Source organism: Salinisphaera aquimarina (assembly GCF_042643355.1).
Taxonomy (GTDB): Bacteria; Pseudomonadota; Gammaproteobacteria; order Nevskiales; family Salinisphaeraceae; genus Salinisphaera; species Salinisphaera aquimarina.
The window spans coordinates 54,102-80,780 of record NZ_JBHRSS010000005.1 but is presented as its reverse complement, the minus strand read 5'-3'; the positions used below and the strand labels follow the sequence as shown (position 1 = coordinate 80,780).

Here is a 26,679-nt window from a genome sequence, read left to right as displayed (position 1 = left end):
CAGAATAATGGCGCGTCTGGCCTAAGCAGTAGCGTTCTGACGGCGAAATTGCGCCTTATCTCAAGTTCAATCGCCTGCGTCGCTTTAGTCGGCGAGTTAGGCTTTATCCCAAATTAAAGCGTCGATTCTTGGGCATGCGTAGACTCCCAGCGATATTTTCCAGCTGATCTTTCAGCCGGACCAGCCGATGAAAGGCGAATTTAACCGGCCAAGTGTGACCATGCGTAACGCTAAAAGACCCATCGGTTTTTTCGTCCACCACCAGGGGCATGGCCATGTTCGGCGTGCCAGTGCTCTGATCGAGCTGCTCCCGCCGCGGCCGGTGACCGTCTTCTGTGCCGAACCGGAACTGTTCGAGATACAACGGCCTGACGTCACAGTAGTGGCATTGCCGGATTTCCATTGCCAGCCGCCCGCTACCCGCCAGTTACTTCATCAGCCGAATTCTACGGCGTTGGACTGTGCGCCACTGGGCGTGAATGCACTCCGCGAAGGCATGGGTATTTTGGCGCAATGGTTTCGAGAGGCCAACCCGGCTTTAGTAGTCGTAGATGTCTCGGCCGAGGTTGCCCTGCTGGCGCGCATATGCAGTGTCCCTGCGGTCAAAATCCGTATGCATGGCAACCGATCCGATGTTGCGCATGAAGCTGCTTATAGTGCTTCGGTCGCCATGCTTGCACCGTTCGACGAACGCCTGGAGCAGCCTGAGTACCCGAATACCTTTCGCGCGAAGACCGAGTACGTCGGCGGGTTGGTGGGCAAGCGCACGCCGACGCGTGGTCGCGCGGCCGCGCGCGACCGCCTGGGTCTGCCGCAAGATCAGATGATTATCGTCACGCTCTCTGGCGGCGGCGGCCTGGGCGCCAATATCGGTTCGTTAACTATGGCGGCCCGAGCCTTCCCGAACGCGCTCTGGTTGCTTATAGGCAGAGTAGCGCGCCAAGGGCATGAGACGGATTTTTACAATCTGCAACTCGTCGGCTGGGTCGAGAACACGATGGACTATATCTGCGCTGCCGATATCGTGGTGGCGCCCGGTGGCGATAACACGGTGCATGAGATAGCGCAGGTAGGACGGCCTTTCATTTGTATTCCCGAGTGGTGTTATTACGCCGAACAGGAATGCAAGGCCCGCGCGCTAGAGTGCCTCGGGGCCGCGGTCTATGCGCCTACGTGGCCAGCTGACTTCAGTCGCTGGCGCACCCTCGTTGAGCGCGCCCAGGCATGCGACTTGGATGTGCAACGCAGTTTGACCTGCCCGAATGCCGCGGAGCATGGCGCGCGCTTTCTCGATCGACTGGCGGACAGTCTATGGGAAGAAGAAGCCCACACTCACCCACTGCAGGGCGGGCCAGAAGTCGCTAATCGCACACTGGGCGAAATCAGACTGATGACTCAACGCACATGAGGCCAATCCCCGACACCTCGCCAGCGTTCTTCGAGCGACTCTACCGGCACAACCCGGATCCTTGGGATTTTAAGCGTAGCCCTTATGAGACCGCCCGCTACCAGCGAATGTTGAATGCGCTTGGCGGTCGCCATTTCGAACGCGCATACGAGCCCGGCTGTTCCATTGGCGCGTTCACGGCGCGTTTGGCTCCGTTCTGTGGCGAGCTCGTGGCGTGCGACGCCTCTAATTGTGCCGTGGGCCGCACTCGCGAGCGAATGAAGCGTTTCCCGCAGGTGGCGGTGACCCATGCAGTGCTGCCCGGCGACCTGAGCCCCGGTCCATTCGATCTCATAGTGTTTGCCGAGATCGGGTATTACTTCGAGCTCCCGGTGTTACAACAGCTGGTACACAACCTAGCTAGTTGTCTGCGGCCCGGTGGGGTAATGCTGGGCTGCCACTGGCTGGGTGATTCGGCCGATCACGTCCTCCACGGCGCGCAGGTCCATGCGCTAATCGAACAAAATGGCTTCACACCCGTGCGTCCTCGTCCTGTATCGGACGACGGTTACCGATTGGATGTTTGGGCAGCCGAGCGATGAAAAGCGCACTGCTTACATTAATGGCGTTGTCAGAGCCACCCAAGCCCGTTGAGTACCGACAGGCGCTGCTCGAGATTCAGGATGCAATGGGAGAGTGGGTCGGTTTCGGACCCTGCCAGCTACAGCGGCGAATTGACGCGCTGATGCGTATCGCGCGGCACGATATCGGTTTGGCGCGATTGAGCGAAGGCCATTTGGATGCGCTATCGATTTTGGAAGAGGCCGGTGCGACACCCGAGCCAGGCGCGCTATACGGCATCTGGGCCTCCGGTGGTCCCGCAGATACCACGCACCTCGACGGTCCCGATGTGTGCACGTTATCCGGTGGCAAGCCTTTTTGTAGCGGAGCCGGCCTGGTTGATCGCGCCTTGATCTGGGTCAGCGATGCCCAGCGCTTGGTCGAGGTCGACCTTGCTGGGAATGCGGACAAGGTGAGTTGGGATAGCAGCAATTGGTGCGTCGATGCGCTGGCCGGCATACAAACTTGGACCGGCATGTTCGACGCGGTGCCGGCGCAGGTCGTAGATGGCGACGGCGGTCGCGATTGGTACTTCCATCGCCCGGGTTTCTGGATGGGCGCGCTGTGCCCGGCCGCCTGCTGGGCCGGTGGTGCACAAGGCCTGCTGGATTATGCCTTGGCGGCCGCGCGGGATAATCCGATCGCCGAGGCTCACGTCGGCCGCATGCTTGCAGCCTCTTTTGGCATGGAAAGCGCGCTTCGCGCGGCTTCGACGCCGTTGGCAGACGACCTGGCCGGTTTGCAAAGTGCGCATACGCGCGCGCTAGCAGTGCGCCATCTTATAGAGCGCGCAAGCACTCACATTATTGATGAATTCAGTCGGTTGCTCGGCCCACGGCCATTGATCAATATGCCCTCGATAGCGCGCCGAATTCAGGAGCTGCAAATTTATTTGCGCCAGTGTCACGGTGACCAGGATCTCGTAGAACTCTCGGCCACAGTCAGAGCGGGTGATCGCGCCGCATGTGCTTTTGAGGACGAGCCCCATGCCGGTGAATGATCCGCCTGTTCTGCGCGCACTTGATAGACAGCGTTCTCGAGATTTGCCTCTATCCGCACTCGGGCCGATCGCAATCATGGCGCCGCACCCAGACGATGAAACGTTGGGATGCGGTGGGCTGATCGCATTCTGCGCACAGCTGCAGGTGCCTCTTACCATCGTTGCCATTACCGATGGCGAGAGCTCTCATCCCGGCTCTCGCCGAGTCTCCCCCGAGCAGTTGATTGTATGGCGTGCTGAGGAACGCGCGCAGGCACTAGCAGCGCTCGGTGCGCAGGCAGCACAAGTAGAGCGTCTTCGTCTGCCCGACGGCGGCATGCACACTATGAGCACTGCAGCACGGCAGGACTGTGTTCGTCAGCTCGCCGCTATTTTATGCCGCGATCGCATTCAGACCGTGCTCGTGACTGCCGCTGATGATGACCACCCTGACCATCGCGCCAGCTACGCGCTCACCCGTCTCGCTCTGCAGCAGAAACCGACGGTACGACTCTTGACATACGCGGTATGGCCACCGTTGGGAGCGATAGCCGGAGGTAGCCGCTGGTCACTGGATATCGAGTCGGTGCGTGAGCGCAAACGCACCGCCATAGATTTCTTTGTCTCCCAGCGAGGGCAGATCGTCAAGGATGATCCGGCTGGCTTCATCATGCCCGCCGCTCTGCTGTCGCGATCGCTAGCTCTACAGGAACTTTATTATCCCGATTGAGAACAGTCTAGCTCTCTTTAATCGTGATTAAAGCAGAGCGTGTGTCGCGTATTCATACTGCCAGCTCATTCCGTGGCGAATCATCATCAGTCGGAACATGTAATGGATAATAGTGGGCATGAAAAAGAGCCGCCGGCGCTAGCCGGAACCTCGAATGGGCGGCCCTTATATCTCGTTCATATCGCCCTACAAGGATGTATCAAATCCGGCGATATAAACTACGGCCTCACAGCCGACACGGGCGGCCATATACGTTATTTGCTGGAGGAGGTGCGCGCGCTTCAGCAAGCCGGAGTAAATCAGTCAGTCGTTACTCGGGCGTTCGCCGATGCCAATCTAGGCCGCGAGTATCAGCAGCAGTCTGAGATTCTGATGCCGGGTGTGACGCTACATCGTTTGCGCGGTCAGTGTCCGGGCTATCTGTGCAAAGAAGACATGCATTGCGACCTGGACGCATTGACCGATGCACTGGCGCTCTGGCTACAGAAGTTGCCGCGCCTGCCCGATGTGCTGCATGCGCACTATGCCGACGCGGGTCTTCTTGCACTTCGAATGCGCGAGCGTCTGGGCATACCATTTATATTCACCGCTCATTCGTTGGGCGCGGTGAAGGCTCGCTGGCTCGAGTCTGTGCCGGGACACAGCGTGGCCGCGCCAGCCCTCAAGCAGCGCATGGCCGTAGAACAGCGCGTCATTGATTGCGCCGACCTGATTGTCGCCAGTTCGGAGGACGAGGCTACGAATCAGTATGGTCTGTACAGCCGGACGGATTGCGCCCGGCCGATACGTATCAATCCGCCCGGTTGTGATCTGAAGCGGTTCGGCGAACCCGCAATGCGTGGTCGCGTCGTTGCTTCATTGCGGCGTTTCCTCGCCGATCCGGACAAACCCATCCTGTTATGTCTGGCACGGCCGGTGCGCAAGAAAAATATAATTGGGGTGATCGACGCTTACGCTAGAGATCCCGCGCTGCGAGCCCGGGCCAATCTAGTGATTTTCGCCGGTACACGCGGCGATATCCAGGATCAGGAAGGCGAATGCGCTGAAGTGTTGCAGGCGATTGTCGATCGCATCGAACATTATGATCTTTACGGCAGTGTCGCCTTTCCGAAACAGCATCTCGCGGATGACGTGCCCGCGATCTACCAGCATGCTGCCCGCAGCGGTGGGCTGTTCATCAACGCCGCGTTCAACGAACCCTTCGGCCTGACCTTCATCGAGGCCGCCGCCGCTGGCTTGCCCATTATCGCGAGCTGTAATGGGGGCGCCCAGGATATTCTAAGCCGTTGCCAGAACGGCATTCTCATCGATCCGGAGAATAGCTCGGCAATAACATGCGCGGCTCACGATCTACTCGATGACCGCAAGCGCTGGTCGCGTTGTGCCCGCGGGGGCAAGGACGCCGTGCGTTACTACAGCTGGCAACGGCATGCTCGCCAGTATCTTCGCGATTGCTCAATGCTTACGAGTCCGCCGCGGCGTCACCTGCCCTTGATGGCGCATGCCAGCCCGCGGCCTAGTCTAATCAGACTCGCGTCCAGGTCGAGTTCGCTTCTAGTCACCGATATGGACGATACACTGCTGGGAGACGCCGCAGCACTTTTGGAATTTACCGAATGGCTTAAGCACAATCGGCAGCTGCGCTATGCGGTGGCGACCGGCCGCAGTGCCGCCGCCGCCTTCGCCGAACTGCTGAGTTGGCATGCACCGTTGCCTGACGTACTGATCAGTAGCGTGGGCGCCGAGATTCATTGGGCCCCAATCGCGCCACGCTACAAGGTGCGTTATATCGACAAGGTCGATCGGATGCGTGCAGATGCAGGCTGGGCCGAACAGTTGTCGGCACGGTGGCGACGCGACGCCTGTGCGGCGGTACTGGCGCGTTGCCCCCTTCTCAGGAAACAGCCGGCAGAGGCGCAGGGTCGTAACAAGCTCAGCTACTTCACTGATGCAGGGCCTAATGTCGTACCGCTGGTTCGAGAGCAACTTGCGAGGGCACAGCTCATCGCTCAGGTGGTTTATTCTCATGACCATTTTATCGATGTGCTCGCGCCCGGCGGTGCGAAGGGTGGGGCCGCCGAGCATGTGGCTCGGTGTCTGGAGATACCTGCAGCTCGGGTGGTAGGTGCCGGCAACTCGGGTAATGATCTGGATCTTTTGCGCCGCACGGCCTATGGAATCGCAGTGGCCAACCGCGACACCGATCTGCAAGCACTCGCACCGTTGCCTAGCGTTTATTTCTCGCGGGCGCCGCATGCCGCAGGGTTGGTCGAAGGCATGTGCTATTGGCAGGGCGGGGCGAGCCCTTCCGTAAAAACGGGTTGATAATGTGCTTGACGGAGCCACATGGCCTGAGAGCGTTGCCCACACCCTCTGTAGAGATCAGCGTTCTCACGCTCGTTCGCAATCGTCAGACTCAGCTCGATAACTTCCTGCGTGCCTTGCGCTGGCAGACCGGCGCCCTGTTCGAGGTAGTCATTGCGAGTATGCAGCCGGAGGTACCCGCGATTGAAGACGGTCTACCTTTCCCGGTTCGGGTGGTAAGCGTACCAGGCACCATACTGCCATTGGCTGCGGCACGTAACCGCGCGGCCTATGCTGCCCAAGGCGAACTGCTGATCTTTCTAGACATAGACTGCATCGCCGCGCCGGGGCTGGTCGCGAATTACGCACGCGCCCTGCGTGCTTACGATGCCTGCTTAATGGGCGAGGTACGCTACCTGCCTGCAGAGGCGTCGGTGCCCACCTTGGACTATCTAGCGCTCAGCGAACTTGCGATCCAGCACCCGGCACGCCCAGCGCCGCCGGCCGACGGGCTGTGTAGTGAAGACAATCCAAGGATGTTGTGGGGTCTATCGTTCGCCCTGCGACGCAACCGTTTTTTCGCAGCAGGCGGTTTGGATGCCGGTTATACCGGTTACGGCGGGGAGGAAACCGATTTTGCGTTGCGCCTCGCTGCTATAAATAGCAGGTTCGCCTGGTTGGCTGATGCACAAGCACTGCACCAATGGCACTCGATAAGTCGCCCACCATTGAATCACTTCAGAGAAATCATCGCCAACGCGCAGCGTTTTCGTGCAATCTGGGGAAGTTGGTGCCTTGAGTACTGGCTGGACGCCTTTGTGCAGATGGGACTTATCGAATGGTCTAATGGCGCCGATCGAATCTCACTACTGCGAGAACCGACAGCGAGGGAAGTTGAACGAGCTCTTGATGAGGGGAGTGGGCGTAGTTTCTAAAACAAGGTAGCTCGCAAAGCAGCTCTGACAGGAGTGCTATTAAGCCGGGTGCCACTATTACTCGAATGCAGTCAATCGTTTCAGGTTTCCACATGCCACAGTTGGTTCTCGATCCATCTGTTGTGACCTCATCAGTGGAGGCATATGCAGCTGATTATGATGTGCTGCAGATCGAGGCGTTATGGCTTCGATCACTTGCCCATAGGCTTATAGCGTTGGATCATTTGATCTTGGCAGTCGAGTTCGTCACTTACCTTAAGATCATAAGATTGCTCGGACGCGGCACCGCGCCGCGAATATCCGTGCAGGCGGCGAGTTGTCATCCATTAGGGCTGTCCTTAGGAATATCAGTATATGTCTGAACAAGATACGGAGAGCAGTACGCAAGCGTCTGATAGTGAGACGGACAGCTGCATGGTTGCAAAACTCAAGCACTACATCGACATCACCGACGCTGAGCACAAATTGCTGGGGGCACTTGAGAAGACCGAACGGTCTACTTCGGCCGGGGAAGAGATATTTGCTGGTGGGGACGTCAATAAAAATTTGTTCGTTGTAAAGTACGGGTGGCTCTACACCTACACCAACCTTCCAGATGGCGGACGACTCGTGGTGCGCGTGTACCACGCGGGCGATATCATCGGTATGCCAGCTCTGGCCTTCGATCATCACACGGTGAACCTACGTGCGGTGACGAAGGGCTGTCTTTGTCCATTTCCGAAAAGCGAACTGGATGTCATCGTGAAACGCGCGCCGAGGATCACCGCGTTGTTGTTTACTATTGCCGCGCGAGAGGAGGCGATCTTGGTCGATACGCTGCGAGCCGCGAGTCGCATGCGTCCTGAGTCGCGCGTAGCCCATTTATTGTTGGGTCTGCATGCCCGCTTGAAAATCACGAATTCTCAAATGGGAAATCGCTTTCGGCTTCCGCTTAACCAGACCGATATCGGAGACGCGATCGGCCTGACGAATGTCACGGTAAGTCGTACTTTCTCAATTATGGAGAAAAAGGGGCTAATTGAACGCGTGGATGGCGAGATAATCCTCATCGACCTTTGCGAGCTCGAGCGTCAATGTGATTTTCAGGATCGTCACGCGGCAATGGATACTTCTTGGTTTCCCTCTAGTTAAACGAACTGATTGTGTGCCTAGATTGCACTTAATGACTGGCGCGCGGCAGCTTGACTAATGCCTAACAGAGGTTGGGGAGCATAAGCATCGTGGTCCGAGGTCATTGCATTCAAGTGCCTCGTGCTTGGTATCGCTGGCCTCTTAAAGGACGTAGAGCGAGAGCCAGCCGATATGTGCGGAATCAGCGAATACTAAGATAGGAAGTTCGACCTCGGGGTTGTGCGTTGTTTCCGGTTGCACAAAAGAATCATACAGTTAATTTTCCGGCTTCGCCTATTGCGCAGAGTGCTCGCTGGTTGCTGAAGCTGCAGACATATTCCGGAGCGAATCGCTGTCGCGCACGCCTTTCAACAGCCAAGGATCAACCGTATCGTCGCGACGGATGACAGACACGTCGCCTGTTGATTCAAAGACGACGGCATAGACCTGATGGCGGTTTGAGATACCGGCCATTCGAAGTTTCGATCGCAGATCGCCTTCGGTGATCCGCGCGATATCGAGATTGGCGGTGAGTACGCGGTTACCCGCCATCAGCAACAGAGGCTCGTTATCCACAAGTCGTCCGACGAATCGAGCCGAGCGCCGACTCTTGGCGACCAGGTACTGGATTAGGTAGAGGGTCGTCAGAGCGGTAATGCCCGAGACTAGTGCAGGCGACTTCGAGAGTATTGTTGAAGCGAGAACCGATCCGAAGGCAACGGTGATCGCAAAATCGAAGCTAGACATCTTGGAGAAGCTTCTCAATCCACACAGTCTTGTTAACACAAGCAGCGAGATATAGATGCCTATCGCAGAGATTACGATCATCGTAAGACTCTGCGGACTAGCGGTCATCCACTGTTTATCAATCATGGAATTCTGCTCAGTTCAAAAGGGAGTTGCCGGGAGGAGACCACCAGCTATCTGCGTACGCGTTTTGTGTCCGCTAAACCGAACTCTTGTCTCATCAGCGTAGGCGTGGTTCCGGCCAGTTAGAAAATAAATCACTATTGTTAAAGCGAAAATTCAAGCTATGTCAGCTAACTCACCAGGCCGAGTGACATTGGAAAATAATCAAAAGAGGTAAATAAGGTTTTCCTAAAAATTTGAACTGTATAGGCATCGAATTGAAGTCTTGGATGCACATCTGGTAGGCGGAACATGCAAATGAATTCTCGTGCCTTGGTCGATTTTAATCGCGATAATATTAATTTAATTTGGTGAACTGTACTGCGCAATCCGGGTTTTTTCGCATAAGGTGCTACGTGCGGTTTGAAACGGGCGGACTTAGCAAGGCTCAAAATGCTGAACACGTGAGATCGTTGACCGTTCAGACAGCGTTAGCCAGAGGTCAATGTCTTGATTTGAACTAACACAAACAAATGCAGAAATGTGGCGCTTTTAGTTAGGAAACAGGGCGCCATTTGTTTGCAACGGGTATCACAGCCAGGGCCGCGTGGCCGCACCGTATACTTCTATAGCGCGAGTTATTGAGGGCACGCCCGTAACGAACGCCAGTTCTTTAATTTCGTTTAAAGCGCATGGCTTTAAACGCGCGTTATCCTGCTTCACGCATGTGCAAATATGTGAAATATGGCGAGGATATCGTGCAAAGCGAATTTTCTATTCAGATTATTAATGGCGATGCTGGCGTCCGCGAATCGCTAAAGCATCACTTTTATAGCGCTGGTCGAAAGGTCTATTGTTATTCGAGCGCTGAAGAATTTCTTAGAAGGGGAGCGACGCGCCGAGGTTGTGCCCTTATAGGCCTTCGGTTGAGTGGTATGGATGGCATAGCGCTTCAAAGAGAGTTGATTAAGTTGAACAGCCCAATAAGGGTAATCATCCTGAGTGCCTTTGGAAGCATCGAACAGGCTGTTACGGCAATGCGTTTGGGCGCAGCAGATTTTATTGAGCAGCCTGTTTTACCAGAACAATTACTTATACGTACTCAAGAGTTACTGAAGGCCGAGGAAGACGCAGATTTAGTGCGTCAGAAATTTGCCAAGCGTACGGTGCTTGTGGAGACTTTGACTTTTAGGGAAAAGCAGGTCTTTACTCTAATAGTGGAAGGCCTTTGTAACAGACAGATTGGCGATGCGTTGAATATCAGCCACCGAACGGTCGAAACGCATCGCGAACGAGTTATGCAAAAGCTGCACGCGAAATCTGTGCCGGATTTGGTCCGAATGTGGTTTGTTGCCAATAGCCACATGCGCCTAACCGCTTAACGCACTTGGATGCATGGGTATTGGTGAAAGGGCTACGTCGACAACCTGGGCACAGAGCCAGTCATAGCGAACCGTTCGATTGTAGCCTTCGACGTAAGCGTTCTGCTGTGGCCTACCCGGCTGGATATAATCGATTTTGATGTCTTGGTTTTTCGATTAACGAGGATATTGGTTTCCTGCGGTAGCACGAGAGGTGGCACGCGCAGCGGCCCAGATCTCGCGCTCGCCAGTCAACCACTGCCGAATGCAGTGGCGTGCACGGCGCTGCCGCCCATGGCGGTGTCGCCGATCGTGAGTGTTTTCAGGCTGCCGGCATTGGCGGCGATCCACTGAAACACGTAGCCGTCGGGCAATTCCTCAAACGCTAGGCTCAGGTGCGCCAAGGCTTCGAGCAACGCCAGCGCGCGATCTCTTGGTGGAGATGATCGGCGCGGGCGTCGCGGGCAAGTGACTGGTAACACGCAGGCCGCCCGCGCCGGACATGTCGGCGTGCCGCCGTGCTGGCGCCGGGTGAGTCAGTATAAATCCCCTAAGCGTAGATACCGTGCTCGATGCGGATCAGGTGATCTAAAACGGCGAGGAAGTTGCGCTCCCACGCGGCGCAATCCAGCGGCGTGCTTCCCCCGAAACGGTACTGGGCACGCGTAAGCCAGCCCAGCGCCTTGCTTTCATCGCCGAACGCCTGCGTTGCCCGCTCGATAAGAAGCTGCAAGCGCTGGAACCGATCGGCCTCACGCTGCTTGAGTGGCTCGCCGGCCTCGACACGATCCTTGCCTGTTCTCGGATGAATAACGAATGCGTCGAACCAGTCTTCGACGCCGTGGTGACGGGCGAATTCGTAGGCATCGGTGGCCGGGATGTCAGTGCCTACCGGATGGATTATAGCGGCCATAGAGCACCCTCCTAGGCTTTCCCAGACTGTATCAGAAACCGTCGCGTGCCTTACCAGCAAGGACGCCCCCCGAACGATCGTGAGGTCTATTTTGTCGCAGCTATTTTAGCGCTAATTCAGATCGGCCCAAGGACGAAGGGTTTGCGCTTCGGACGCGTTGGGTTTTTCCCTTACAGATTTAGGGTAGGAACTGAAGTCCCAGAACCCTATTCACTCGTGTTCCCAGGGGGGGGGCTAAAACGCAGTGTGGCGCGCTCAAACCCGGAGCCGAGTGTGGCCGGCATCAATGAATGGAGCGAGAGTGCTCCACTCACGTAAAGGCGCCATCCTGCATTGCCTGCGCTGCGCTGCAGACGAGCTCAACGTCCCCCGCCCTCAAGGCCGCGATGGGCGCCCTGTAATCAGTATCTCGAATAGGGCGGGCCAGCCAGGCCCAGGCCACGAAGGCATCGTCGAACAGCGCGTTGACACTAGAAATACCCTCGAGTGGGCGTCCTGCCTGGTCGAGCTGGCTGGCAGGGAGCACGAACCGGCCGTTCGCCGCGCGCCATCCGACCAGTCGCTTGCGCTTGATGTACTTGCGTACGGTCTCGGGTGACGCAATGCCCATCAGGTGTGCCATCGCCTTGACGCTGACAATGTCATTATCGGAACCTCCGATGTCCGGGTACGGTGGCAAATCAGGTGCATCGACGCGTTCGCCCGGGGGTTTTCCGAATAGCGTGTTTTCAACAGCCACCTGGCGATCAAATCCGACAGACCCTGTCCTTGCGCCTTTCGCCTCAATCGCATGGGCCTTTCCAAGAGGTCGTGTTCGGCCCACGACCAATAAGGCGGTCTCCAATGCTGCGGCCAGGCGCATGTCAGCCATTTGCTCTTGGCGCAGTGCGTCGGCCAGGCGGATAAGGTCTGCATCGTCCATTCGTTCGAGAATGCCCGCCACGTGACGGTAGATGCCCCGGCGTGCTTCACGACCAGCCGTCTCTGCCCGTGAGGGCTTAGGCCTTGAGCTGTGAAAGGGTCTATCAGCCATGAGGGGTGACTCGCTGCATTTTAATGCTTGAACAGCATAAGCCCATTACGCCCATGTTGCCCATTTCGTGTGGATCTGAGACTGAGGCGATAGCTGGAACCGGCTTGAAAGCTTATTTTTCAAGAACAACGTAGGGCCACGCGTCGCATACAAAGGTACGACTTGAATGGTAAAAAAGGAGACACGGTACAGGCGGTACGCCTGAGCGTGTGCCTCGAATGGTCGGTTGTCTGCAGCACGCCCACATCGTTATGTGCAGTGACGTGGCTCGCTATTCATTGCCGATAATCAGATGTCTCAGGAACGGCTGATTGAAATTTCGGGCGCTCGGGGCCTTTGATGACGTAATCGGTCAGCAGGCCCTCTAGCTCGTCACGGCTGTTCAATTCAGTGAATAACGATTGCGACAGACAATACCTGTATACAACCCAGGGGCCGATCGATGCACCCAGGTGACTTGCCGAGATATTTTACTAGGTTTACGATAATTACCATGTTTACGCCAGTCCGTCGGTCAAGGTGTGACATGAATAAAGACCCGATCAATCTCGACACAGGTTTTGAGCAAGAGATTCAGACGATCGCCGACAACGTCGCCATGGTGATGCGTCAGGTGCTGGCGCATGCGCCGCGGGCTCGGGTTAAGGCACTTCATCAGCGGCTACACAGCCTGATTCAGGAGATTCAGTCGGTTGAGCTGGACGCTGCTCGCGGCGAGTCGGACCTGCACCAGCAAGAGAAGATCGATGCTGTACTGGCGAGGCTTGGCTATGTTGTCAGTCTCGATTTATCAGCTGATGAGGTCGACCCGTCCGTTGCCAGTGGAGTGCATGTCCAAACTGCAAGCTCAACTGTAGGTCCTAAGCTCGCCGTCTTCACTGGCGAAGATTATGCCGACCCGGAACTGTCGCGATCCGCCGTTGCCCGTCGGCTGCCCGATATCGTGTTCGACGACCTACTGTCATCCGACGAGATCGGTCATGTCATGCGCGTGTCGCGGCCGACCGTGCTCAGACGGTTACGTGAGGGCGCGCTTATCGGCTGGTTGAACCAGGCCGGCAGTTACAAGTTCCCCGCGGGCCAGCTTGATCGTTATGGGAATCCCATCGCAGGCATCGCACTGGTACTTGAGCAGTTCAGCGACCCGCAGGTGGCCTGGGAGTGGGTGCTCAAGCCGCAAGGTGAGTTCGGCGGACGCTCACCACTCGAATTCCTACGTGCGGGCCGCGTCGATGAGGTGGTCGATGTCGCAAACGGCCAAGCCCTTGGCGCATTTGGTTGAGCTGGGGGCGGCCGCTGAATGGGAACAACATCAGGTTGATTAATCGGGCCATGGCCGATTGACGTCTTTCTTGCCGTCTGACGCGCGCGGGCGGGCGCGCCTGCGCAGCGTTAGCTCCTGGGCAGCCACGCGCAGCGGGCTCTCGGGCTCGGGTGGCAACAATCCATCGAGACTGCTGTTGAGCTTCAAGGCACGCAGAATGCGGACCAGGCTAATCAGGTCGATCGGTTGGCCGAGCTCGGCCTTGGAGACGGTCTTGCGAGACAGGCCCGCCTCGTGCGCGAGGTGCGCTTGGGTCAGGGTTCGGTTGAGACGATATCGACTCAGGCGAGCGCCCAACTGTTCAAGTGCCACATCATCGCTGATTTCGGATAGATCCAACGTGTCCACGATCGCACTCACTAAGAGACTTTACCGGGTTTAGTGTATCCGAACGGTTACCCGAAGTGATTCGGGGATAGCGCATTTAGTCGACCCGTGACCATCGCGAGTGTGCAATTTGCGCAACGGGGTCGCGGAGGTCGCCAAGCCTTGCGTCGACTTCTTTCTCGACTTACTGGCAGTAAATATCAGGCGTTTATCAAAGCCCGCGGGATCATCTGAAGCATGAGTATTGTTGGCCACTATGAAGAAAAAGTGGCGGCGGAAGGCTTCATCGATACTCTGAAGTGTCAGCGCTGCCATCGCCGACGATATAGAACGAACGGTATCGGGCGCACGGACGGATGCTTTCGACTACATCGTGTGCCACCACAATCCAAGGGTCGATGGACGGATTGCGGCGGGACATCGTTCGTATCAGCGAGCATGTCATCGCGATCCTGGAGAACGTGGTGTAAACCCGAGCTGCCTCCGCGGCAGCAAACTATGACCTGCTGATCGCCCTCGCGCTGTTCTGTTTCTGAGTTGCCTACGCGGCAGCGAACAACTCGTCATGCGGCAGTGGGCTCGATCCGTCTTTCTGAGCTGCCTACGCGGCAGCGAACGACGCCTACGAAACAGAGCAAGCGGACAAGCATTTCTGAGCTGCCTACGCGGCAGCGAACCCATCTACAACAAGGCGGACCCGGGCGTCGAGTTTCTGAGCTGCCTACGCGGCAGCGAACCCGGCCGTCGATATACCCCTCGCCGATCTGCATTTCTGAGCTGCCTACGCGGCAGCGAACTTCGGCGCGACCAGGGCCGTGCCAACGCGTTCTTTCTGAGCTGCCTACGCGGCAGCGAACGGCTACGTCGGCTTTAACTGCACCTTTGTCGATTTCTGAGCTGCCTACGCGGCAGCGAACCGGCGCCAGTGCCGTCCCGGCCGCTCCTTGGCTTTCTGAGCTGCCTACGCGGCAGCGAACACCGATTCACTGTTCCCGCCGATCCGGTGTACTTTCTGAGCTGCCTACGCGGCAGCGAACCCCGATTCACTGTTCCCGCCGATCCGGTGTACTTTCTGAGCTGCCTACGCGGCAGCGAACCATAACCGCAAGCAGCTGCAGTTCTCGCTGTCTTTCTGAGCTGCCTACGCGGCAGCGAACATAAGCCCGTGCTTTGCGTTGTAGGGCGTCTTTTTCTGAGCTGCCTACGCGGCAGCGAACCCCTCTCGTGTTGCGTGGTGGATTGGGTGTCGTTTCTGAGCTGCCTACGCGGCAGCGAACCGAAACGTACGCCTGACGTTCACCGTCAACACTTTCTGAGCTGCCTACGCGGCAGCGAACTCGGCCTGATGCACGACGTTGTTGATCTGAGCTTTCTGAGCTGCCTACGCGGCAGCGAACCCCTCTCGTGCTGCTCGGTGGATTGGGTGTCATTTCTGAGCTGCCTACGCGGCAGCGAACGTGGCATCGGCATCGGCGGCATTGCGGCATTTTTTCTGAGCTGCCTACGCGGCAGCGAACGGCCAGTCGTGGGGGAGCCCAAACGTTTCGCTTTTCTGAGCTGCCTACGCGGCAGCGAACGACTACGCTCTGCTCGGCTTCGACTGAATGCGTTTCTGAGCTGCCTACGCGGCAGCGAACCTGTTTTAGTTGGCCAGTGATAGAAACTGCCGTTTCTGAGCTGCCTACGCGGCAGCGAACTCACGCCAGTCACGTTCGGGCGCGCCGCGCTTTTTCTGAGCTGCCTACGCGGCAGCGAACCATGTCTTCGACGCTCGCGCGGGATTCTGCCTTTTCTGAGCTGCCTACGCGGCAGCGAACAAGCAACGTAAGCCCCGGGATAACACTGTCCTTTTCTGAGCTGCCTACGCGGCAGCGAACGAGCGGCCATGCGCCGCGATAGCGCACGGTCTTTTCTGAGCTGCCTACGCGGCAGCGAACTCGGTAATCAGCGCCACCAGTTCGGTAGCGACTTTCTGAGCTGCCTACGCGGCAGCGAACAGCGGCGCGGCGTGGTGGGGCGTGCGATATGTTTTCTGAGCTGCCTACGCGGCAGCGAACGGAAGCTGGCCATGGCGCCGATGGCACCGCCGTTTCTGAGCTGCCTGCGCGGCAGCGAACCGGTGAGCCTTCGTGATTGATTGCGTCCATCCTTTCTGAGCTGCCTACGCGGCAGCGAACGATATCGCCCGCGAACTGCGCCGCCGCCAGGTTTTCTGAGCTGCCTACGCGGCAGCGAACGATCTGGGCGCGGTGATAAGAGATCGCGGCCTTTTCTGAGCTGCCTACGCGGCAGCGAACCTTCTTTCGCTCCCGATATTCGCGGGCACGCTTTTCTGAGCTGCCTACGCGGCAGCGAACACGGCCGCCAGGTCGCGGTTCACCGTGCTATTTTTCTGAGCTGCCTACGCGGCAGCGAACATTCGCCGCTGTGGGGCTTCGATGGAAACGGCTTTCTGAGCTGCCTACGCGGCAGCGAACAGAAACCGTTCCCTGCGAATCGCGCGCCGATATTTCTGAGCTGCCTACGCGGCAGCGAACGTCGCCGCCCGCGATGCGGCGCTGGATGCGCATTTCTGAGCTGCCTACGCGGCAGCGAACCAAAGAGAAATACTTTATGGACCGATGCCACTTTTCTGAGCTGCCTACGCGGCAGCGAACTACCGGACCCGTGCCGGGACTTAGCACATTGATTTCTGAGCTGCCTACGCGGCAGCGAACCTCACTTCGGCGAAAGCATTGGCAATGCACTTTTTCTGAGCTGCCTACGCGGCAGCGAACTCTCAAAATCCTCGGTAAGCGCATGCACTGCGTTTCTGAGCTGCCTACGCGGCAGCGAACCTGAACAAACTCGCACCCAACGGCAAGGCAACTTTCTGAGCTGCCTACGCGGCAGCGAACCTGCTCACGAACGCCATACCGGCAGATATCGTTTTCTGAGCTGCCTACGCGGCAGCGAACGTCAGCTCTACGTCTCGCGCCTTTGCCGTCTTTTTCTGAGCTGCCTACGCGGCAGCGAACACTGACCGGGCCGCTGAAGGTGCCGGTGTCAATTTCTGAGCTGCCTACGCGGCAGCGAACGAGGAAGGGCCTGCGTTGGGCACGTTGGGGCATTTCTGAGCTGCCTACGCGGCAGCGAACGGCACGATCAGTGCCGATTAGCTCTGCATGCGTTTCTGAGCTGCCTACGCGGCAGCGAACGCCCATCCGATTGATCGAACGTAGCTCGTAATTTTCTGAGCTGCCTACGCGGCAGCGAACAAAGTGAGTTGATCGAAGTGCCGGACGCGATATTTCTGAGCTGCCTACGCGGCAGCGAACGAAATACTTGCCTTTGGTATCGATTTCGTTTCTTTCTGAGCTGCCTACGCGGCAGCGAACGCGCACTTGCGTGCTTCGCCGCGGTGGATCTTTTTCTGAGCTGCCTACGCGGCAGCGAACTATCCCCAATCAACAGATGGGCGGCAGCTGATTTTCTGAGCTGCCTACGCGGCAGCGAACCCGCAAGGCCAGCGCGATGCCTCGCGAGCACTTTTCTGAGCTGCCTACGCGGCAGCGAACAAAGCCGCGCTCGCTGCCCGAACGCGCCACCATTTCTGAGCTGCCTACGCGGCAGCGAACGTATGGGGGCAGCAGAGCGGCCCTGTCCACGTTTTCTGAGCTGCCTACGCGGCAGCGAACGCACGCGTCCCTCGAACTCATCGCCGTCGACTTTTCTGAGCTGCCTACGCGGCAGCGAACTTGAGTTGGTCGCGGCTGGCCTTGAGGGCGTTTTTCTGAGCTGCCTACGCGGCAGCGAACTAGAACAAATAAAGACCAAGTAATTGATTGTTAAAGAACAGTGGAATGCGCTGGCATTTTTTCCTAATTCTGAGGCAAGTTTTAAGTCACTGATTTTTAATGGCTGAAAAGCTAGCGCTGGAAAAGGGTTAAAACCACGGCACAGTGGCGTCGTTGCTTAATCCGTAGGTGTTAAAGTGGCCATCCCTTGGCTGTGTTTGCGGGTCTGTATGCTCGACAAACAAGCTGAATCGTTGGCCGGTACTGGCGCTACGTAGCTGCACGAACGGTAGCGATACGCGTTGCTCGACGCTGTCCGGTATGCGCTCCAGCACCGTTTGTTCCGATTCGGCGTGTCGACGCATACGGCGACGACGCAGACGCTCGGCATTGGTTTTGAACTGTCGCCGGCGCACGAATCGGTGCTTTGCCTGAGTCGGAACCGCGCTGACCGCGTTCACGTCTACATGATCGCGCATGCCGCTCAGCCACGACTGGGTCATCAGCTCGTTAAGTCTAGATTCCGTGCCGTGCAGGCGCAGGCACGCGCCGATTTCACGTGGCCGGAGGCGATGCTCGGGGAAGCTAACGCCGATGTCGTCGGCTTCGTGCGAGACAAGGGCGCGGTGCAATTTGGAAAACAGCGCACCCATGAGTTGGCCTGCCGGAAACTCCGGGTCGGGCCGTAGCTGAATGTCCAGGTAGTGCGTGGTCACGAGCCGGCCTCCCCGAATACGCCCCCGCGGATCAGTGTCGCCATCACGAAGTGCTGTTGTTCTGGCTCCGGCTTCTGATCCTTGAGCATCCAGTTGTCGAGCAGGGTGTAGAAATCGATCTTTTCCTTGGGTTGGCGATAAGCCGTGCCCTGCGTTGTCACTGAGCCATAGGGTTCGACCGCAATCGGGCCAAGTCCATTGTTGTTTGCAGCGGGATACCAAGTGTCTACGGTGCGCAGCGCGTTGCCGATTTTCTGGGAGTGCATGCCGGCTACGTTATCGACCTGATAGAGCGTCTTCGATTTGTCGCCTCGGCCACGGTCGAGAATGAGCTCCTGCGACGGGAAGACTTCCTGACCGGCGCCCACGCGAGCGAAGGCGGTGATTTCCAGCAGTACGTAATGGTCTCCGGATAAGCCGGCTGCGATCTGCCTGGCGAGCGCGTCGAGTGATGCCTGCGCCTTCGGATCCGCATCGAAGCCGCGCAGATCGAAGGCCAGGGCATCGAAAGTCCATTCATTCTCCGGCCGACCTTTAACGAGCTGACGGACATGAATTTCGATGTTCTCGGCGATCAGCCGGTTGCGCCACAGAAAACGCCCGTTGGCGAGGTTGTGGGCATAGCGGACCGCCAGTGTGTCGAAACCATGTTCTTCGCTGTAACCGGACACTGCGTTTCTCAGGCGGTCTTCGTAGCCGGCGTTGTTACAAGCCGAAGGCTTGCCGGCCCCACCGAGCACACGCAAAGTGAAGCGAGCCTTGAGCGTGTCGGCATCGTGGGGCAGGGCGGCGACATCGACGGTCTGCAGGTTGGGGTTTTCGATTGCGGCATCCAGCTTGGCCGGGTCCTGATCCTTGGTTTTCAGCCGGTTCGAGATCGTGCCGCGTACGGATTTCTCACGGATGGCGACCGCCGGCCATGCATCACTTTGGCCACGCGCAGACCAGTCGCCGGCGTAGAACAAGGCATCGGATGGATCGAGCTTGCGCTCGAATGCGAGGACAGAAGCGGTTTTGAGTGCGTCGTCTTTACTGGCCATGGTTATTCCCCCTCAGGAGTGCACGTGGTGGGTGTAGTCGTTATTGAGGCGATAAACGCCGTGTTCGAGATCGTTGTCGATGTACCAGAGCAGCGATTCGGGCCGGCTCAGCCGATGCGGGCTGACCCATTGGCCAATGGAATACAGGCTTTCCACGAATCGGAATGAGCTGGTCGAGTCGCGTGCATTGGCGACGTCGCCGGGGGCATGAAGATCGCCCAGGGCGCCGTAGCCGATCGGAATTGGCACGTGCCAGCCGGGACGGCTGCGTATTTGCCAGCGGTGCTTGCCGGTTTCTGCGTCGACGATGCAGTCGCGATGGAGGCGCGCGTAATCCAGCCAGGCATCCAGGCGCGTGGCGTCCGGTGCGTCATACTGTATTTCCGCCAGCCGGTCAGATAGCGCTTGTTCGTTGAGCACCAGTGCGAAACCCGGCAACAGCCGTGATCGACGCTGCAGGCGGCGGAATTCGGCTTCGTATTCATCGCTGTTGTCGGGCATCGAGACCAACCTGGGGTTCGGACGGCGTATTGGTCCGGCGGGCTCGATGATGCTGCCGCCCGCAATACGCATGCCGTGCACGATGTCGTCGATCTCGCGGGCGATACGCTGGCTTTCAGCCGCGTCTGGCCAGGTCTCGCGATCGACCGAGAAGATGAGGCTGATATCCAGATGCATGCGGCCTTCTTCGGCGATGGCCGCTGTCTTGCCGTCCTTGCCGACCGGGTTACGCGTGAGGTGAAACTGCTGCAGGTTGTAGCCGGCCGACGAGGACAGAATCTCGTGGCTGTGGCAGATCACGCCAATCTGATGAAACTCCAACAGCAGATCGTCCGGCAGTCGGCGTTCCAGCGCATGCATAAAGCCCACGAACGCGCTCATCGCGGGAAAACCCCAGGTGAGCGGGCTGGAAATCGCGTTAGCGTTCTGAATTCGTAGCCGGGGCAGCACTAACAGGTGGCGGGATTTATTCGTCGTCATCGTTGAATACCTCCGGCAGGGCGGCGAGTTCTTTTTCCAGCTTGGTCTGCCAGTCTTTCCATACGAACTCGAACGCTCGCCGGGCGTTTGGATCGCCGGCAGCAGCCTTGGAGAAATGTTTATGCTCGGGATCGCCCATGGCGTGTTTCACATGCCACTCCAGGCGGGCGTTTACCCAGCGGCTGAAGTCGTCACAGATCGTGGGCCACCAATCGGTAGCAAGCATGCGCTCGGCAAACTCGCGATCGAGCCCGGCGCGATAAGGATCGAGCCAGCACTGTTGTTCAAAGGGCAGGCGGCAATGCCAATCGTCGGTCCAGCCGGGTGCGAGTTGATGCATTTCGCTGGTGAACACAATCAGCTCGTCGACCAGTTCGGCGGTGAGCTGGTCGCGATAATCGCGCGTGTGCCTATTCGTCGCCGGATCTTCGGCGAGAAATTCCGCGAGTGCGCGAATTGCCGGACGAACGGCGGGTCGTGCGGCGTAAGCCCGGAACCCGGAGTTCGCTCGAATGGGGGCGACGGTGCGAGAGCGCCAGAGCGGCGGGGCAGAGCTCAGTAAATAGCTTCTGCCATTTCGCTCGCCGTTCAGCTGCGAAATGTTCCGTTTGCCGTTGTCGCCGCCGAAGCGCTGGATTCCAAGAGTCGGGTATTCGCAGTAGCCATGTCCCAGCGGCTGATCCTCGTAGCGCGCATCTCTTGCAGTTTTCGATTCTTCCGAAAATCGATCACGGTTGATGGTCTTGAAAACGCGGTGGACGAGCGAAGTTGCATACAGCGGCGCGAGAAGATGAAAGTCCTCGTCCATAGACGGGTCGTCGCCGCTCAGCCAGTAAATTTGTTTCGATCTCGGGTGTGTTCTATTGAGCGAATTATCCAGAAGACAAAATGAGTCCATCAGGCGTTGGCGAATGTCATGATCGTCGACAAAAGCATTAGCAAGACGCGAGTCATCGCGTTTTGCAAGATCGAGAATGGTTTGCCCGTCGATTTCCAGTGCCGCTAATTTCATGCGCTCTAACGGGCTAGCAGCATTGCCAACAACATCGACCAATCGTCTTGATTCTGATCCGAGAGATTTGGTGCCAACGATGGCGTTAGGATGATTCAACTTCGACGCCGGTCTGAACAGGCAATCGGCTCGAATGATGTCGGGATGCATATTTTTAACAACATGCGTGGCCAAGCGAATCGGATTTCTACCTTCATGCGACGCGGGAACTTGTTCCAGACATTCCAGAAGCCATTCTTCAACCTTGAGTCCCGTGGAAAAACTTTCGGACTCTAGTTTTTCGGCGTCCTCAACCGACCGACTATTTTCGTAATCGACGATAAAAGCCGCGATTTTCTGCCTTATTTCAGAGGCGCTAGTCGTCTCCATAATTTCTCTCCCCCTAGCTTGTCTAAAAAAACCTTAGCGTCTGAGTGGGTCAAAACACGACCCAGGTGATAACTAATTTGTATTTTTCCTAAACCCCAGCATCGGATGCGATAACCAACCGGTTTCCGATGCATCGAGCTGCAACGTGCCGAAAGTCCGTGCGCAGTGATCAATGTCCATATCGCAGGCGTCGGCTAGCTGCGCAAGTTCGGTCATGTAATCGACGTTGGCCCAGGGCTGAATGCGCTCTGCAGTCAGCGTGTCGTTTGCTACCCGACGATTGAAGCGGGCCTCGACTTCGGTTTCTACCGGCGGGCCGTAGCGCTGTGGCTCGCTCTGAATGAGCCGATAGTCGGTCTCGTCATCGGTCGGCAGCAGTACGAGATCGATCTGCGGGCCGTGTTGCTCGCGGAAACGTTGTTGCTGCGCCAATATGCCGGTAAGCCAGAGTTCGGTTCGCGAATAGGCGCTGTGCGCTGCCAATGGCGGCTTGGGCTGTGCGTTGCGGCGTCGTCGGCCGCGGCTTGGCGCGGATGATGGCGGCGGGGCCGGGGGCGCAAGCCATGCGTCGGCCAGGCAGGCATGTTCGAGATCGACCAGGTTGGCACGCGCGTCGAGTGGGTTCCGGGCTTGCAGGCGGGGCCGGGCATCGAGCACCTCGTATTCCTCGGTATGCAACAGTTGCGAGAGCGCATGCGTGGACAGCCGGTGGTCGCTGTCTTCAAAACCCGGACGGCAGAACACCGGCTCGCCGGAATAACCCGACACTGATCGCCAGTTGCGGTCGAGCAGCATGACGTTGGGTTGCGTTGTTTCGCTTACGCGGTGGCGGCGTACACGCCCGGCCAGTTGAATGATCGATCGTATCGAGGACGGCTCGACCAGGGCCCAGTCGTAGTCGTGATCGCGGCCGACTTCGGTCACCGGCGAGCCGAGCACGATGAAGATCTGGTCGGGCTCGGTGCTGTGGTCCAGATGACGTCGAATATCGGTGAGTTCATATACCGCGTTCGGACTGCGGCGGTCGAGTGCGGCGTCCAGACGTGTTTCGATCGCCGAGCGCGACAGCAGTGGAAACTGTGAGTGGTAGACGCATAGATGCATGCGTACGCCGGTCGGTGCATCCAGGGCGTACAAGGCACGCGCGATATCAAACAATGGGCCGATGTTGGCCATGCGGATCAGCCCGAAACTGACGCGATGGCCCGTATGGGGATCGGTCTCATGGTGGTGGGCGTGCAGGTCGAGCGCGTGTTTTTGCAACTGGGCGGCCCACGCGTTGGGCAGCTGTTCGCGCTTGCATCGCGCCAAATCCAGCGCCACGATTTTTGCGCGTCGACGCGGCGTATCCTTGGCCAGCGCCTTGATTCGGCGTTGGGCGAACGCATCGTGCTGTGCTTGAAATGCCGTAGCATCGCCGCAATCGTGGTGTTGCCTGTCGTGCTCGTCGAACCAGGCACAGCAGATATTCAGCGGCTGCCCCGGTTCGCCGCGATTCTTCTGATATTCGGCGCGCCCAGCGCTATAGGCAGAAAACAGGCCCTCGACCATCGCCGGGGGCAGCGTCGCCGACGACAGGATGAGCCGCGAGCCAAGCAAACCAGTCCAGTACACAAGTCGACACAACGCGGGCATGTCGCCCATGCCGAAATCGTCGGGTTCATCGAGAACGAGATCTGCGCCCATGAGCCGCAGCATCGGTGGGATCTGGCTGCCGCCGCGCAGGCTTTCGGTGGCCGGCATCAGGTGGTCGATAGTGCATACGAGGATAGGGGCGGTTATCAGCGCGCGTGCCTGTGGCGATTCGACCACACGCGAGAGCAGCGGATGCTCGTTGATTTGTCCGTCGAAATAGACATGGCTATCGGTATCGAACAAGGGCTCGGCGGAGCTCTTGCCCTGGGCATCCAGCGCGCGTTCGCGATATTCGTAGAGTCGTCGGCTGGCCTGCCCGCCCACGCGAATCGCCAGATCGTCGCTGGCCAGATTCAAGTCGCGTCGATAGGCGCTCCCGGTCTGCAGCGTGAGCGTGCGCAGACCGAGCGCGATGGTGAAGCGCGTGCCACGATCCGGGTCGGCCAGGGCATAACAGATGCGGCCATTGGCCAGCGTTTTGCCACAGCCGGTCGAGGCCATGTTGACGCCGAAAAAGCCTTGTCGTTCGCTGCGTTCACGCAGTGATGCGGCGAGGTCGAACGCACGGTCCTGCCAGCGAAATCGGGCATCGGCGCTGCGCTTGCGAAAGCCCTTGTGACGAGCGATACGCGGCAGTGCCGCTATGGTGTCCGGCAGGCGATGGCTGATCTCGCCGACTTCGCGGGTCACGCCCAGCAGGTGGTCGTCCAGCCGCTGGGCCAGCGCGCCGCTGCGATCCGTGTTGGCGAATAAGGGAAAATCGCGGTCGCCATACGTCGTACGATGGCGTGCCTGATCGCTCAGGCTGGAATAGTGATGATCGGCTAGCATCAGGCACAGACGCGCGATGTGCAGCGCGTAAACGTTGTCGATACCGACCGCGGCCAGCGCGTCGAGGCGTGTCAGGCTCTGATGGGCGATACGCCGAGCGCGCTTTCGCCATGCTTGACTGCGTACCGGCAGGCCGTGCGGGAACTGCCAGTAGGGCGCGATGATCGATTGCTCGTTTGGCGCATCGATTTCGTTCCAGGCGGCGGTGATGTCGTTCGGTAACGTCGGGATCGAGTCTGCATTTACACGCGACGCGCGCTTGCCGATGCGCTGCTGTTCGTCGTCTTCTGCATAGCTTGGCAGTACGGGCAGTCTATGATGGCTTAGCACCAGCCAACCGACGGTCCTGGCAATGGATGGCAAATCAGCCAGCGGCAGCGGCGCGCTGTCTGTTTCCCCGTCACGAATCAGGCGGGCCAGCCAATCCTGTTCGTTGATCTCTTCCGGGGCCCCTAGCCGGGTCAGCCAACCGACGTCGTCATCGTCGCCGACGAACGCCTGCAACAACCGCAACGAAATCCATTCATGGCGATAGCGATTGCGTTCGGTGTTCTTGCCGGTGAGCTTGTCCTGGAATGCCTGGCACGCTTTGCCGAAGTCATGGAAGAGGGCGGCGAGCGATGCCAGTAGATGAATATCGGTGAGTGTGTGCCAGTCGTTCTCATCCGATCGGCGAAGCACGTTGCTGCGCGTCGTGTTGGTGGGCACCGCGCCGCGAAAATTGAAGCGCGAGCCGTCGCCGACGACCCACAGTAATTCGCTATGATCGCGCCCGCGGATCCAGTGACAGGCCACGGCGGTGTTCTTGCGAGCGTTCTTGCGCAGCATGCGGCGCAGCGTGTCCAGGCCCGCGTTCGTGATGGGCGTCTGCCACGTGCGTTCGCCGCGTCGTTCGGCAAATTGGTCGAGGATTCGGCGTGTTTCCTTGAGCGCGTTCTTGCGACACTGGGAAACGAGCACGACATTCATGCGGATGCGGCCCTTCGTGCCAGGTCATCGGCGACTCGCTTGATCGTATCGATCATCCCGTCGAGAGCCTCGACCTGGGTCAGGCGCTGGATACAGGCCTGACGGAACTCCTGTTCCTCATCGCCACGCGCCGCCGAGATGAAGGCCTGCGGCAGGATTACCCCATCCTTGACCAGGTCGGCGACGTCGAAGACCAGACCGCCACGGCGCGTCTTGCCATGTAGCACGGCCAATCCGTGCGGCAGACCCAGCACCCAGCAGGCCGTTGCCGCCAGACCGTAGGCCAGATAATTACCGTGATCGAGAAAGCGATTGGCGGGGTCGGTGCCGCTGCCGCGCTTGGCGCGAGTGAAATCGCCGTAATTCACGCTGGTCGTGGCCAGTTTGTACAAGGTGCGTGTGAGGCGGGCTTCCAAGGTGAGTAATTCAGTGGTGTTCTGTGCGGACCCGATGGCTTCGGCATGGCGATTCAAGGCGTCCTGGAGCCGTGCGCTGTCGCAGTTGAAGCCCGCGTCGCGCAGTGCCCGATCGTCGTTCCAGAGATTGCTGATCGTTTGCAGCCGCGATTGCTGAAACGCTTTGGCCGCCTCAAGCCGCAGATCGTCATCGAACCAGAATCGAACCCATTGCTGCAGATATTCGGTCGGGCGATATTCGCTTTGCGGCGTGAGCCAAGCGACATCGATATCGACTTCCGTAGCCGAAAACAGAGGCGTGCCGCCGCCGCCGCAAAAGCCCACCAGCACGCCCGCCTTGGACAACTCGCGCATCGCCGCCTGGGTAATCGACGTGCCTGTCCCCAGCAGGATCGACGTGGTGTTGGCAATCGGAATGTTCCAGTATTTGGATTCCTTACCTTCGTCGGTAACGTATTCGACGCGCCCGCCTTTGACCAGTACTCGGCAATGCTGCAAGTAGTACAGATTCGCCCGCTTGGAATGCAGAATTGTTTTCAGATCGCTCGGCGCGAGGTCTTCCATGCTTGTCCCCCTTTTACCGAACCTACGACAAACGCAAATCGCTGGGCAAGTAACTAGAAGGATTTAGCATCTGACCAGCCGTTCTACAGGTCTCGAACAGTCGCCTCGTCAATTACCGCTCGAACGATGGGCTAGGCGCCCGGCTGACTCACGTTGTTCGGCTTACCGGCTGATGACGTAATCGCCGTACTATCGTTTCAACGATGAGCGGTGGTTAACCCAGAGGGGCAGCGCATTGTCGAGGAAGTCCCGACAGCTCAACCGCCTTCTTTGAAGTGTCCGGCGAGAACAGGTGTGTCGGGTATATCCCCACAGGTTGGAGAGGAGCGCAGGCATTTCGCCGGCGGGTTCGAGCGGAAGTGGATCGTTAACCGAGTTATACGCAGCAAAAGAGCTAGAGCACCGCAATAGACGGTGCCGAGATGACGCCGCGTGGCGGTGGGGCCAATGTCTTGGCTTAATTAATGGCCACAGTCAGCGGAGATAATTCGCCGCTA

The 26,679-nt window shown here is 58.3% G+C and carries 20 protein-coding genes, 1 pseudogene and 1 CRISPR repeat array; of the genes and pseudogenes, 9 read left to right on the top strand and 12 right to left on the bottom strand.

The features are described 5' to 3' along the window. Positions 1 to 187 precede the first annotated feature (187 nt). The 7 genes from ACFOSU_RS12590 to ACFOSU_RS12560 all read left to right on the top strand — a co-directional run bounded on the left by ACFOSU_RS12590 (position 188) and on the right by ACFOSU_RS12560 (position 8,087). Positions 188 to 1,408 carry a glycosyltransferase gene (locus ACFOSU_RS12590; RefSeq protein WP_380690137.1) on the top strand — a complete coding sequence of 407 codons (1,221 nt, stop codon included), beginning with the start codon at positions 188 to 190 and terminating at the stop codon, positions 1,406 to 1,408. Continuing rightward, complete coding sequence (locus ACFOSU_RS12585) at positions 1,405 to 1,989, top strand: SAM-dependent methyltransferase (protein ID WP_380690135.1); 585 nt, start codon at positions 1,405 to 1,407, stop codon at positions 1,987 to 1,989. Before ACFOSU_RS12590 ends, ACFOSU_RS12585 begins: the two co-directional genes overlap by 4 nt. Next, positions 1,986 to 3,008, top strand: coding sequence for a hypothetical protein (locus ACFOSU_RS12580; protein WP_380690133.1), 1,023 nt, complete (start codon positions 1,986 to 1,988; stop codon positions 3,006 to 3,008). Before ACFOSU_RS12585 ends, ACFOSU_RS12580 begins: the two co-directional genes overlap by 4 nt. Continuing rightward, a complete protein-coding gene (locus ACFOSU_RS12575) occupies positions 2,995 to 3,717 on the top strand; it encodes a PIG-L deacetylase family protein (protein WP_380690131.1) in 723 nt (240 codons plus the stop codon). Before ACFOSU_RS12580 ends, ACFOSU_RS12575 begins: the two co-directional genes overlap by 14 nt. A gap of 102 nt (positions 3,718 to 3,819) precedes the next feature. After that, complete coding sequence (locus ACFOSU_RS12570; RefSeq protein WP_380690129.1) at positions 3,820 to 6,042, top strand: HAD family hydrolase; 2,223 nt, start codon at positions 3,820 to 3,822, stop codon at positions 6,040 to 6,042. Positions 6,043 to 6,077: 35 nt separating this feature from the next. Further along, positions 6,078 to 6,956: a glycosyltransferase family 2 protein gene (locus tag ACFOSU_RS12565; protein WP_380690127.1), complete on the top strand. Its 879-nt coding sequence runs from the start codon at positions 6,078 to 6,080 to the stop codon at positions 6,954 to 6,956. A gap of 414 nt (positions 6,957 to 7,370) precedes the next feature. After that, positions 7,371 to 8,087 (top strand): Crp/Fnr family transcriptional regulator, encoded by a 717-nt coding sequence (locus ACFOSU_RS12560; RefSeq protein WP_380690125.1) that lies wholly within the window; start codon positions 7,371 to 7,373, stop codon positions 8,085 to 8,087. Positions 8,088 to 8,360: 273 nt separating this feature from the next. On the opposite strand, the gene ACFOSU_RS12555 is transcribed toward ACFOSU_RS12560, so the two are convergent. Next, positions 8,361 to 8,939, bottom strand: a complete 579-nt coding sequence (locus ACFOSU_RS12555) for a DUF421 domain-containing protein (RefSeq protein WP_380690123.1) — start codon at positions 8,937 to 8,939, stop codon at positions 8,361 to 8,363. Between the two features lie 668 nt (positions 8,940 to 9,607). On the opposite strand from ACFOSU_RS12555, the gene ACFOSU_RS12550 reads away from it, so the two are divergent. After that, positions 9,608 to 10,297: a response regulator transcription factor gene (locus ACFOSU_RS12550; protein ID WP_380690121.1), complete on the top strand. Its 690-nt coding sequence runs from the start codon at positions 9,608 to 9,610 to the stop codon at positions 10,295 to 10,297. Between the two features lie 54 nt (positions 10,298 to 10,351). Here the strand turns inward: ACFOSU_RS12550 and ACFOSU_RS12545 are convergent. The 4 genes and pseudogenes from ACFOSU_RS12545 to ACFOSU_RS12530 form a co-directional block, all read right to left on the bottom strand. Continuing rightward, positions 10,352 to 10,438, bottom strand: a pseudogene (locus tag ACFOSU_RS12545) (integrase core domain-containing protein); the annotation flags it as partial. 89 nt (positions 10,439 to 10,527) lie between these two features. Continuing rightward, complete coding sequence (locus tag ACFOSU_RS12540) at positions 10,528 to 10,692, bottom strand: hypothetical protein (RefSeq protein WP_380690119.1); 165 nt, start codon at positions 10,690 to 10,692, stop codon at positions 10,528 to 10,530. A gap of 134 nt (positions 10,693 to 10,826) precedes the next feature. Continuing rightward, the gene (locus ACFOSU_RS12535) at positions 10,827 to 11,189 is read right to left on the bottom strand and encodes an antitoxin Xre/MbcA/ParS toxin-binding domain-containing protein (RefSeq protein ID WP_380690117.1); all 363 of its coding nucleotides are present in this window, start codon (positions 11,187 to 11,189) and stop codon (positions 10,827 to 10,829) included. Between the two features lie 310 nt (positions 11,190 to 11,499). After that, positions 11,500 to 12,132: a hypothetical protein gene (locus tag ACFOSU_RS12530; RefSeq protein ID WP_380690115.1), complete on the bottom strand. Its 633-nt coding sequence runs from the start codon at positions 12,130 to 12,132 to the stop codon at positions 11,500 to 11,502. 616 nt (positions 12,133 to 12,748) lie between these two features. Between ACFOSU_RS12530 and ACFOSU_RS12525 the strand changes: the two genes are divergently transcribed. Continuing rightward, positions 12,749 to 13,504: a hypothetical protein gene (locus tag ACFOSU_RS12525; RefSeq protein ID WP_380690114.1), complete on the top strand. Its 756-nt coding sequence runs from the start codon at positions 12,749 to 12,751 to the stop codon at positions 13,502 to 13,504. 39 nt (positions 13,505 to 13,543) lie between these two features. On the opposite strand, the gene ACFOSU_RS12520 is transcribed toward ACFOSU_RS12525, so the two are convergent. From ACFOSU_RS12520 to cas1f, 7 genes are all read right to left on the bottom strand, one after another. Next, positions 13,544 to 13,894 carry a helix-turn-helix domain-containing protein gene (locus tag ACFOSU_RS12520; RefSeq protein WP_380690112.1) on the bottom strand — a complete coding sequence of 117 codons (351 nt, stop codon included), beginning with the start codon at positions 13,892 to 13,894 and terminating at the stop codon, positions 13,544 to 13,546. Positions 13,895 to 14,402: 508 nt separating this feature from the next. Continuing rightward, a CRISPR array of direct repeats spans positions 14,403 to 17,670; the repeat unit is 28 nt; unit sequence TTTCTGAGCTGCCTACGCGGCAGCGAAC. 128 nt (positions 17,671 to 17,798) lie between these two features. Then, entirely contained in the window at positions 17,799 to 18,365 is a 567-nt protein-coding gene (cas6f, locus tag ACFOSU_RS12515) for a type I-F CRISPR-associated endoribonuclease Cas6/Csy4 (RefSeq protein ID WP_380690110.1), read from the bottom strand. Beyond that, on the bottom strand, positions 18,362 to 19,405 hold the full coding sequence (gene csy3, locus ACFOSU_RS12510) for a type I-F CRISPR-associated protein Csy3 (protein ID WP_380690108.1): 1,044 nt from the start codon (positions 19,403 to 19,405) through the stop codon (positions 18,362 to 18,364). Before csy3 ends, cas6f begins: the two co-directional genes overlap by 4 nt. A 12-nt stretch (positions 19,406 to 19,417) precedes the next feature. Further along, positions 19,418 to 20,386: a type I-F CRISPR-associated protein Csy2 gene (gene csy2 / locus ACFOSU_RS12505; RefSeq protein ID WP_380690106.1), complete on the bottom strand. Its 969-nt coding sequence runs from the start codon at positions 20,384 to 20,386 to the stop codon at positions 19,418 to 19,420. Continuing rightward, positions 20,373 to 21,767, bottom strand: coding sequence for a type I-F CRISPR-associated protein Csy1 (csy1, locus tag ACFOSU_RS12500; protein WP_380690104.1), 1,395 nt, complete (start codon positions 21,765 to 21,767; stop codon positions 20,373 to 20,375). The genes csy2 and csy1 overlap by 14 nt, the downstream gene beginning before the upstream one ends. Positions 21,768 to 21,839: 72 nt before the next feature. Further along, positions 21,840 to 25,202 (bottom strand): type I-F CRISPR-associated helicase Cas3f, encoded by a 3,363-nt coding sequence (gene cas3f, locus ACFOSU_RS12495; protein ID WP_380690102.1) that lies wholly within the window; start codon positions 25,200 to 25,202, stop codon positions 21,840 to 21,842. Continuing rightward, the gene (cas1f, locus tag ACFOSU_RS12490) at positions 25,199 to 26,182 is read right to left on the bottom strand and encodes a type I-F CRISPR-associated endonuclease Cas1f (protein ID WP_380690100.1); all 984 of its coding nucleotides are present in this window, start codon (positions 26,180 to 26,182) and stop codon (positions 25,199 to 25,201) included. Before cas1f ends, cas3f begins: the two co-directional genes overlap by 4 nt. Positions 26,183 to 26,679 lie beyond the last annotated feature (497 nt).